Annotated in this window: 8 protein-coding genes and 1 pseudogene; 2 read left to right on the top strand and 7 right to left on the bottom strand. The window is 72.0% G+C overall.

Annotated features, from left to right (window positions below):
• Positions 1 to 18 precede the first annotated feature (18 nt).
• The 3 genes from AB0J52_RS16030 to AB0J52_RS16020 form a co-directional block, all read right to left on the bottom strand.
• The gene (locus AB0J52_RS16030) at positions 19 to 609 is read right to left on the bottom strand and encodes a hypothetical protein (protein WP_500182344.1); all 591 of its coding nucleotides are present in this window, start codon (positions 607 to 609) and stop codon (positions 19 to 21) included.
• Between the two features lie 184 nt (positions 610 to 793).
• Positions 794 to 3,607 (bottom strand): family 20 glycosylhydrolase, encoded by a 2,814-nt coding sequence (locus tag AB0J52_RS16025; RefSeq protein WP_500182343.1) that lies wholly within the window; start codon positions 3,605 to 3,607, stop codon positions 794 to 796.
• A 194-nt stretch (positions 3,608 to 3,801) separates the two neighbouring features.
• Positions 3,802 to 4,992, bottom strand: coding sequence for an acyl-CoA dehydrogenase family protein (locus AB0J52_RS16020; RefSeq protein ID WP_500182342.1), 1,191 nt, complete (start codon positions 4,990 to 4,992; stop codon positions 3,802 to 3,804).
• A gap of 49 nt (positions 4,993 to 5,041) precedes the next feature.
• On the opposite strand from AB0J52_RS16020, the gene AB0J52_RS16015 reads away from it, so the two are divergent.
• A complete protein-coding gene (locus AB0J52_RS16015; RefSeq protein ID WP_500182341.1) occupies positions 5,042 to 5,386 on the top strand; it encodes a DUF6285 domain-containing protein in 345 nt (114 codons plus the stop codon).
• 128 nt (positions 5,387 to 5,514) lie between these two features.
• Here the strand turns inward: AB0J52_RS16015 and mctP are convergent, their stop codons facing one another.
• The 4 genes from mctP to AB0J52_RS15995 all read right to left on the bottom strand — a co-directional run bounded on the left by mctP (position 5,515) and on the right by AB0J52_RS15995 (position 8,926).
• Positions 5,515 to 7,110 (bottom strand): monocarboxylate uptake permease MctP, encoded by a 1,596-nt coding sequence (mctP, locus tag AB0J52_RS16010; RefSeq protein ID WP_500182340.1) that lies wholly within the window; start codon positions 7,108 to 7,110, stop codon positions 5,515 to 5,517.
• An 8-nt stretch (positions 7,111 to 7,118) separates the two neighbouring features.
• Positions 7,119 to 7,379, bottom strand: coding sequence for a DUF3311 domain-containing protein (locus AB0J52_RS16005; RefSeq protein ID WP_500182339.1), 261 nt, complete (start codon positions 7,377 to 7,379; stop codon positions 7,119 to 7,121).
• Between the two features lie 236 nt (positions 7,380 to 7,615).
• Positions 7,616 to 8,278, bottom strand: coding sequence for a carboxymuconolactone decarboxylase family protein (locus AB0J52_RS16000; protein WP_500182338.1), 663 nt, complete (start codon positions 8,276 to 8,278; stop codon positions 7,616 to 7,618).
• Positions 8,279 to 8,353: 75 nt separating this feature from the next.
• Positions 8,354 to 8,926: a VOC family protein gene (locus AB0J52_RS15995; protein ID WP_500182337.1), complete on the bottom strand. Its 573-nt coding sequence runs from the start codon at positions 8,924 to 8,926 to the stop codon at positions 8,354 to 8,356.
• A gap of 310 nt (positions 8,927 to 9,236) precedes the next feature.
• Here AB0J52_RS15995 and AB0J52_RS15990 point away from each other — a divergent pair.
• Positions 9,237 to 9,516, top strand: a pseudogene (locus tag AB0J52_RS15990) (anthranilate synthase component I); the annotation flags it as partial.

Raw genomic sequence — 9,516 nt, 5'->3', positions numbered from 1 at the left:
CGGGCATGCGGCTCGGGGTCAGGCGCGGGCGCGGGCGGCCCGCGTCCGCTTCAGCGCGACCCCGCCGATCCCGGCGGCGCCGGCGAGCATCAGCAGGCCGAGGCCGGTCCACCGGACGTCCGGCCCCTGCGTGCCGCCGCCGCCCGTCATCGCCCCGCCGTACGGGCGGTGGTGCTCGTACCGCTCGCGGCCGGCGTGCCGCTTCCCGATCCGGTACGCGCCGTTCTGCGAGTAGTTGGACGTGATGCACTTCGCGGTGATCGTGTACCGGCCGTCGCCGGTCCTGTTCGGGGTGGCCCGGACGCTGAACCAGCCGTCGTTCACCACGCCCTTGCCGCGTGCGGCGCCCGTGATGGTCACGTACCGGTCGGTGGTCTGGCAGCCCCCGGACACGGTGATCGACTGGCCGGGCCGCACCACGCCCGGCGACACGTCCAGATCGTCCGCGCGGGCCGGGCCGCCGGACAGGACCACACCGCCCGCGAGCACGGCCCCGGCCAGGGCCGCTCCCGCCGCCCCCCTCCGGACCGGTGACGAGCGGGCGGCCGCCGAGCGCGAGCGCCCGCTCCGGGCGGACCCGGAGCGGGCGGTGGTGTGGCGGACGGTCACGTGGCGCACGGTTCCCCCCGAAACATGCGGTGGTGACCGAAGTGCTTCTCCGGTCACGTCGGGTCTTCCCGGCGCGCGCGGGCTCAAGGGGGGACCGGTGAAGTCTTTACCGTGCGCCCCGGCCGGCATGACCGTCCGGGGCGCACGCATGACCCCCGGATCAGCGGACTACTGGATCAGCGGGCTACTGGATCAGCCGCCAGGCGGCGGGTGAGACGTCGGGGGCCTGGCCGGACCCCGGCCGCACCGCCCGGAACAGCTCACCCTGGTAGGCGACCAGCGCACCCGGCCGGTAGGAGTCGCCGGGCTTCCACCCCGGCACGGCCACCGGCGAGATCCGGCTGGTCCGGCCGTCCACCGCGCGGGTGCGGGTGAGGGCGTACGCGCCGACCCGGACGGGCCCCGGGTACCCCTTCCACCGGACGCCGTCGGTGGAGTACTCGATCGCGAGCCCGGGGTCGCGGACGTTGGCGCTGAGCGTCCCGCCGTCGATCTTCGCGCCGGGCAACGGGATCCGGTAGTTCACCCCGGTCCCCGGCAGCCCGACCGGACGGTACGACGACAGCAGCGGGAAGGTGACCTGCCCGAGCGTGTTGGTGAAGACGTTCCACGCGGCGGGCATCCGCTCGGGCGACGGGGTGTTCCGGTTCCACGCCCGCTCGGCCGCGCCGAGCAGCTTGGGGAAGGCCTGGTACTCGCGCAGCTGCGGGGTCATCCCGTTCTCGCCGAACAGCTGCGCCTCCATGCCGAGGATGTTCTTGCGTCCCTCGGCGGTCAGCTTCGTCCAGGACGGGTTCGGGGTGATCGGGTTGCCCCAGCGGTCCTCGGTCGCGTTCGCGTACACGTTGAACGGCTGGTAGGTGAAGGTGGACTTCTCGTCGACGTACTCGGCCCAGTAGTAGCCGGGCTCGTCCGGGTCCTTGTTGTAGGCGAGGTCCATGTACAGGTTGGTGGCGTGCGCCAGGATCACCGGCGTGCCCGCGTTGGCGAACCGGTAGGCCCAGTCCTCGCGGCCCCAGCCCCACACGTTCTGCCACGGCAGCGGCGTGAAGCCCTTCAGCCGGAACGGGGTGGTCGGGTCGGTGATGTCCTCCCAGCCGGAGGTCTGCGGCGCGGCGGTGCGGGCGATGTCGTTCCACTTGCTGAAGAACAGGTTCTTCAGCTCCTCGCCGCCCTTGCCCGCCGTCTCGGGGTTGCTCTTGCAGGCGGGCGAGCCGGACCACCAGGTGTCGGGCGCGCCGGGCGGCTCGTCGCCGCCGAGGCTGATGCGGCCGAGCCGCGCGCCCGCCCCCGCGTAGATCTTCTTGACCTCGCCGACGACCTTGCTCAGGAACCGGTAGGTGCCGGGCAGGCACGGGTTCGCCATGTTGTCGGTGTAGCCCTGGACGCTCACGTGGTGCGAGGTGTCGGCCGGGTCGAGCATCCGGTACGTGGCGTCGCCGCTGTTCCTGTAGCGGCGCTCCATCGACTGGACGGCCGCCCGCGCGTGCGCCGGGAAGTCGAACTCGGGGATGACCTCGATGTGCCGGGCCTTGGCGTACCGCAGGATCGTCTGGAAGTCGGCCACCGAGTAGTAGCCGCTGCCCTTGCCGACGAAGTTCAGCACGTCCGGCTCGTACCCCTGGTACGCCGGGGGGCGGCCGAGGTTGGCCTGGGTCTGGTTGCGGGCCTTGCCCGCGATGCCGTCCCCGCCGCCGAGGTCGTTCACCGAGCCCATGCCCTGGTGCAGCGCGTTCTTCTCGTCCGGGTCGAACGCGCGGTGCGCGCCGAACCCGGTGAGTTCCGGCAGCCCGGGGATCTGGAGCCGCCAGCCCTCGTCGTCGGTGAGGTGCAGGTGCAGCTTGTTCAGCTTGGAGAACGACATCAGGTCCAGGAACTTCTGGATCGTCTGCCGGCTCTCGAAGTGGCGGCCCACGTCGATGGCGAGACCGCGGAAGGAGAACAGCGGCGCGTCGGCGACCACCGCGCGCGGCACCCGCGCCGCGCCGCCGCCGTGCCCGGCCGCCGCGGCCTGGTAGTCCTTGGCGGGGACGAGCTGCCGCAGCGTCTGGATGCCGTGCAGCACCCCGGCGGCGTCCGTCCCGGTGATCTGGACGCCGGACGTGGTGGAGAGCGTGTAGCCCTCGGCGTCCGGCTTGCCGTCGTGGTCGACGTCCAGCTTCGGGTCGGTGCGCAGCGTGATCGGCACGCCGCGGGCCCGGGTGAGGTCGCGGAGTGCCGACTTCAGGTACCCGGCCTCGCCCTCCAGGCTCCGGGGGGCGCGAACGTCCGAGCCGCCGCCGATCGCGACCGTCCCGCCGGACGCCTTCGCCGACAGGGGCTGCGGCACGATGCTCTGCTGCAGCGTCAGCGAGAGCCTGGTCGAGGTGTTGTCGGCGTACCGGCGGGCGGCGTCCTGCACCGGCCGGTTGTCGCCGCTGAACGCCTTGGTCTGCTTGGGGTCGGTCGGGTCGAGCAGGGACTTGGCGGGCACCCAGCGCGGCGTGCCGCCGTCGTAGGAGATGCTCCATCCCGCCGGGGCGTCGGTCTTCTGGAGCGCCCACAGCTCCATGTTGAAGTCGATCGTGCGGCGCTCGCCGGGCTTGACCGGCCGGAACGCCGCGGTCGGCTTGAGGACGTAGAAGTCGCCGCTCTGCGCCCGGTCGGCGCGCGCGACGCTGAGTCCCTGGTCGGCGAGCTGCTTGCGGCCGACGTCGCCGGCCGTCCCGGACAGCACGGCCGCGGGCTGCCGGACGGAGGTGAAGTACATGGCCCACCCGGACGACCCGAGCCCGCACCGGCGGTCGTGGTCGTCGAGGGTGAGCCGGGCACGGAAGTAGACGGCGTCGGTGACCGTGTGGTCGACCGGCTGCCACGTCATCTGGAGCGCACGCGGATCCGGGTGGCAGGCGGCGGACGCGGGCGCGGGCGCGAGCACCGCCGCTCCGGCGGCCGCGAGGGCGGCGGCCGGAACGAGCACCGCCGTCCGGGGCGGTCTTCTCAGGGCTGGCTGCGACATGAACAGGAAAGTAACCTGCCTATTAGGCGGGTCCCGGCGATCTCCCCGCGCCCTGATCCGGCCACCCCGGAATCCGCAGGCCCCGGCGTCCGTCCGCTATCGGACAGCACCGCGAGGTTGACCTCGTCCCACCGGCCCCGAGTCGGCGCCGGGCGGAGGCCGGCGCCGGGGGCAGGCGCGGGGGCGCGCAGGGGTCAGCGCAGGGCGAACTCCCAGCCGCGGCCGTCGGCGTACTCGCGCAGCAGGCGCCGGGCCGTGGTCGTGACGTGCACCTCGTCGGGCCCGTCGAAGATCCGGCCCGCGCGGGCGTGCCGGTACATCTCGTCCAGCGGCGTGTCCGGGGTGAGGCCCTGGGCGCCGTGCACCTGGATCGCCCGGTCGAGGACCGCGGTCAGCATCCGCGCCGCCACCACCTTGACCGCGCCGATCTCCACCCGGGCCTGGTCGCCCTGGTCGATGCGGTGCGCGGCGTGCAGGGTCAGCAGCCGCGCGGCCTGGATCTCGGCGTAGGAGTCGAAGACGTGCTGCTGCATCAGCTGCTTGCCGGCGAGGGGACCGCCGAACGCCGCGCGGGAGTTCAGCCGCTCGCACATGAGGTCGAAGGCGCGCTGAGCCTGCCCGAGGAAGCGCATGCAGTGGAAGATCCGGCCGGGGCCGAGGCGCTCCTGCGCGATGGTGAACCCGTGCCCGCGCTCCCCGAGCAGGTTCTCGCCCGGCACCCGGACCTCGTCGTACAGCACCTCGCAGTGCCCGCCGTCCAGACCGAGGACGGGGGTGTCGCGGACGATCGTGTAGCCGGGCGTGTCCGTCGGGACGAGGATCATGCTGAACGCCCGGTGCGGCGGCGCCTCCGGCTCGGTGCGGCACATGACGGTCGTGTAGGCGGCGCGGTCGGCGAACGTGGTGAACCACTTGCGGCCGCGGATCACCCACTGGCCGTCCTCCAGCGTCGCGGACGTGGTGATCCGCGTCGGGTCGGAGCCGGGCACGCCCGGCTCGGTCATCGCGAAGCTCGGGAAGATCTCGGCCCGCACCAGCGGCTCCAGGAACCGCTTTCGCTGCGCCGCGCCGGCGTGCCGGTGCAGCATCAGGGAGTCCTGCAACGTGAACGTGCCGAGCGCGACCTGGCCGTACTCGCTGCGTCCCTGCACCTCGTTGACGTACACGTAGTCCAGGAACGGCAGCCCGCCCCCGCCCAGCTCCCGGGGATGCCCGAGCGCCCACAGCCCCTCGGCCTTCGCCTCGCGCTGGAGCCGGGCCATCGTCCCCCGGGCCTCCGCGCCGCCCCGGCGCAGCACCGGCTCGGCGGGCTCGACCCGCTCGGTCATGAAGGCGTGCACGGCGTCGCGGACGGGACGCACCGACGCGGGAACCTCGAAGCTCATCCGACCACCTCCTAGAATCGCATTCTGTCCCAGGAGGGGGAGGCGCGCGATGCCGTCACCGCACGACGTTCCGGGGCCCGCCGAACTGGTCGCCGCCGTCCGCGAGTTCCTGGAGCGGGACGTCCTCGCCGGGCTGGAGGGCCGCACCCGCTTCCACGCGCTCGTCGCGATCAACGTCCTCGGCATCGTCGAACGCGAGCTGGACCAAGGGGCCGACCACGCCGAACGGCACCGGGCGCGGCTGCGCGACCTGGGCTTCCCCGACGACGCGGCGCTCGCCGCCGCCATCCGCGACGGCGATCTGGACGACCGGTACGCCGAGGTGAAGGAGGCCCTGACCGCGATGGTCCGGGACAAGCTGGCCGTCGCCCACCCCCGCTACATCGAGGACTGACCAGCCCCGCGAGCGTCCCCCGCCCTCGGCGGAGCGGAGAGCGCTCGGGGGAAACGCGACGGCCCGGCCCCCGGGAGCGAGGGCCGGGCCGGGTCCACGTGGTCACACGGAGAGCCGAGGCGTCAGGGTCACGTGCTGGAGGAGAGCTCCAGATCGCGCACCCTCGGGTCGTCCTCGTCGGCCGTGTAGTCGTCCGGCGTGGTGGCGTCCTCGCCGTCCTTCAGGCCTGAGGCCTTCAGGACCAGCGAGACGACGACCGCCACGACCAGGTTCACCAGCACCGCCAGGATGCCGACGTACATCGTCATCTTGGTGTCCAGGCCCAGCTCGCTCAGCTTGTAGGCCGAGCCGCCGAAGTGCTCCTTGCCCTTGGCCGGGTTCGGGATCTCGTACAGCATCCACAGACCCGCCGCCATGCCCGCGAGCCAGCCGGCGATCAGCCCGCCCCGGTGGAACCAGTTGGTCACCAGGCCGAGGCCGACCGACGGGAGCGTCTGCAGGATGATGACGCCGCCGATCAGCTGCAGGTCGATGGAGAACTCGGGGTCCAGCGCCAGGATGCAGACGACCGCGCCGACCTTGACGAGCAGCGAGACCAGCTTGGAGACGACCGCCTCCTGCTTGTCGGTCGCGTCCTTGTGGAAGAACTCCTTGTAGATGTTGCGGGTGAACAGGTTCGCCGCCGCGATCGACATGATCGCCGCCGGGACCAGCGCGCCGATCCCGACCGCCGCGAACGCCACGCCCGCGAACCAGTCCGGGAACATCTTGTCGAACAGCACCGGCACGACCGTGTTGGTGTCCGGCTTGCCGTCGCTCGTCAGCGGCTTCACGCCGCCGGCGATCGCCATGTAGCCGAGCAGCGCGATCAGGCCGAGCACGAAGCTGTAGGCGGGCAGCGCCGCCATGTTCCGCTTGATCACGTCCCGGTTCTTGCTGGCCAGGACGCCGGTGATGCTGTGCGGGTAGAGGAACAGCGCCAGCGCCGAGCCGAGCGCGAGCATCGCGTAGTTGAGCTGGTTGGTGCCGTCCAGCAGGACGCCGTCGCTCGGCGCGGGGGACTTGGCGAACTTGGCCTGCGCCGTGTCGAAGATGTTCCCCCAGCCGCCGACCTTCGACGGGATGTAGAGGACCGCCACGATAATCACGATGTAGATCAGCGCGTCCTTGACGAAGGCGATCAGCGCCGGCGCGCGCAGCCCCGACTGGTAGGTGTAGGCCGCCAGGATCCCGAACGCGATCAGGATCGGCCAGTGCCCGTTCACGCCCATCGCCTTCAGCACTGACTCGATGCCGACCAGCTGCAGCGCGATGTAGGGCATCGTCGCGACGATGCCGGTGACGGCGACGACGGCCGCGAGCGTCGGGGAGCCGAACCGGGCCCGGACGAAGTCGGCCGGGGTCACGAACCCGTGCCGGTGCGACACCGACCAGAGCCGGATCAGGACCAGGAACACCAGCGGGTACACCACGATCGTGTACGGGACGGCGTAGAAGCCGGCCGCGCCCGCGCCGAACACCAGCGCCGGGACGGCGACGAAGGTGTAGGCGGTGTAGAGGTCGCCGCCGATCAGGAACCAGGTGATCCAGCTGCCGAACGAGCGGCCGCCGAGGCCCCACTCGTCCAGGCTGTGCATGCTCTCCGGCCGCCGCCACCGCGCCGCCACGAAGCCCATGCCGCTGACCAGCACGAACAGGACCGCGAAGACGACGAACTCGGTCATGTGGCCCTTCACCGGTCATCCCCCTTCCGGCGCTTGGTCGCCTGGTAGACGACGGCCGTGCAGATGACGCCGAGCGGGATGAAGGCGAACTGCATCCAGTAGAACGCCGGGAATCCGCCGATCCGGGGCCCGTCGTGGTTGAACAGCAGGGTCAGCAGGGGAACGACGACCGGGACGACCAGCAGCCAGTTGAGCGGGTGGTGGTCCGAGCGGCGCCGGGTGGGCGCGGCCGCCTCCGGGGGTTCGGGGGGTGGGGCCTTCGGGGACAAGGGGGGTCTCCTCCTCGCGCACGTGTCGTGTCGCATCGGGGCCGTCCGGGACTGTCCGAAAGGTGAGACAGCCCCTGACCTGGGATGGGTGGGCGGAAGCCTACTGCTTGTCCGATTACGGTCGGGTCTCGGACTCGGCACGACTGAGTGGAGCGTTCCACTATGTGAAACGCCTGGTCAGGAGGAGGATCGCGGGCCGGTGGGCCCGGAGGGCGTGATCTGGCCCGGCGGTGGGGTCAGCCGCCCGCCGGGCGGCCGCCCGCGACGTCGTCGGCGATGTCGCGGGTGCCGTAGCCCTCCGGGGCGGGGACCTCGACGATCGGGTCGTCCCGGTCGTCGAACTCGACGCGCAGGGCCCGCGCCATCGTGGCGTGCATCTCGTACAGGCAGGTCACGTAGGTCAGTTCGAGGATCTGCTCGTCCGGGAGGTGCTTCTGGAGGGTCGCGAACACCTCGTCGTGGACCCGGCCGCCGTTCAGGACGAGCGCGTCCGCGTAGGCGAGGACGGCCCGCTCCAGCTCGTCGAACAGGTCCGACACCTCCCAGTAGGCGACCGCCTGGACCTTCTCGTCCGGCACGCCGAGCGCCCGCATCTGCTTGCAGTGCTGCGAGAACACGAACTGGCTCCCGCGCGCCCATCCGGCCCGCGTCTGCCCGAGCTCCCGCAGCACCGGGTCCAGCCGGACGCCCCGGTACACCTGGAAGCCCTTGACGCAGTGCTTGAAGATCGCCTGGTCGAGGGCGAACGTCGTCCACCACGTCCCGGGCGACCCGGTCGCCGTGGGACTTCCCCCGGTCGGGTCGGTGTCCTCGCCGAAGAGCCGGTCGTAGAAGAAGAGCGCCAGCTCGTCGCCCCGCTCCCGGAGCTCGGCGCGGGGGACCTGGCGGAGTCGGGGCATCGGGCTTCTCCTTCGGCGGTGCGGTGCGGTGCGGTGCGGTGGGGTGCGGGGCCGGAACGGAACGGGCCGGGCCGGTCAGACGGTGCGGTCGGCGGCGGTGCGGGGCTCGTGCCGGACGTCCTCGGGCCGGTCCAGCTCGCGCAGCCAGCAGGCGAACTCGACCAGCACCCCGTCCGGGTCCTTGAAGTAGATGGAGCGGACGAAGACGCCGTCGTGGACGTCCTTGGCGACGCCGAACTCGCTGTCGTCGTGGTTCAGCAGGACGCCGACGTCGATGCCCTTGGCGACCAGCTTGTCCCGGTACTCCTCGAGCTTCTCGGGTGGGACGTCGAAGGCGATGTGGTTCATCGAGCCGACCGCCGACAGCAGCTCGCCGCGGTCGGGGAGGTTCCTGGGCGCCGACACGCCGGGCACCGCCTCGGGCGCGTCGGGGAACCAGAAGAACGCCAGCGCGTTGCCGCCGCCGCAGTCGAAGAAGAAGTGCTGCCCCCAGCCCATCGGCAGCTCGATCGTCTTGATCAGGGGCATTCCGAGGACGCCCTGGTAGAAGTCCACGGTCCGTTTCATGTCGCGGCACACCAGCGCCAGGTGGTTCACCCCGCGCAGCTCGAACTCGGTGTTGGCGCGCCCGGTTCCGGTGGAGGTCATGCCGTCCTCCCGCACAGGTGAGTAAGTGATCCCTTGCGTCCATCCTGCCAGGAACGGCGCGCGGGCAGAACCCCGTCCGGGCGGTGGCGCGGGCGGGTCCCGGCGGTCTGGCGGACGGGCCACCGGCGTGTTCCGGGCGGGACGTGGCGGTCACGGCGCGCGACCGGGTACGCTCGGCGCATGCGAACCGACGTCCACCGCCAGTGGTGGTGGCGCCGCTGAGGCGGCGCCGGTTATTTCGCACGTTCGACGACCAGGCGATCGCCCCTCACCGGCGGTCGCCTTTCGCGTTCCCACCGGTGCCGGGGCCTTGATCAGACGAGGGGCCACCGCGGTGGAGACCGTCCAGCAAAAGCCGCTGACCAGCGAGTTCGTGACCGCCGGGGGAGTGCGGGTGCGCCGTGTGGCCGCCCCGGTCGACTCCGAGCGCAAGTCCGATGTGCTCAACGCGCTCGTCGCCGCCGTGGGGGAGCGGCGCGGCGGCGTGCTCAGCTCCGGCATGGAGTACCCCGGCCGCTACAGCCGCTGGCACATGGCCTACGTCGACCCGTGCCTGGAGGCCGTCGCGCGCGGCCGGACGGTCACCGTGC

Origin of the sequence: Spirillospora sp. NPDC049652 (assembly GCF_040675125.1) — a bacterium.
Taxonomy (GTDB): Bacteria; Actinomycetota; Actinomycetes; order Streptosporangiales; family Streptosporangiaceae; genus Spirillospora.
The sequence above is the reverse complement of the archived record's forward strand: the minus strand, read 5'-3'. Positions and strand labels throughout refer to the sequence as shown.

What these genes read in the sequence shown, in the direction of transcription:
- mctP (WP_500182340.1), bottom strand. Translation starts at nt 7,110, where the DNA reads ATGACCGAGTTCGTCGTCTTCGCGGTCCTGTTCGTGCTGGTCAGCGGC.
- AB0J52_RS16015 (WP_500182341.1), top strand. Translation starts at nt 5,042, where the DNA reads ATGCCGTCACCGCACGACGTTCCGGGGCCCGCCGAACTGGTCGCCGCC.
- AB0J52_RS15995 (WP_500182337.1), bottom strand. Translation starts at nt 8,926, where the DNA reads ATGACCTCCACCGGAACCGGGCGCGCCAACACCGAGTTCGAGCTGCGC.
- AB0J52_RS16025 (WP_500182343.1), bottom strand. Translation starts at nt 3,607, where the DNA reads ATGTCGCAGCCAGCCCTGAGAAGACCGCCCCGGACGGCGGTGCTCGTT.
- AB0J52_RS16020 (WP_500182342.1), bottom strand. Translation starts at nt 4,992, where the DNA reads ATGAGCTTCGAGGTTCCCGCGTCGGTGCGTCCCGTCCGCGACGCCGTG.
- AB0J52_RS16000 (WP_500182338.1), bottom strand. Translation starts at nt 8,278, where the DNA reads ATGCCCCGACTCCGCCAGGTCCCCCGCGCCGAGCTCCGGGAGCGGGGC.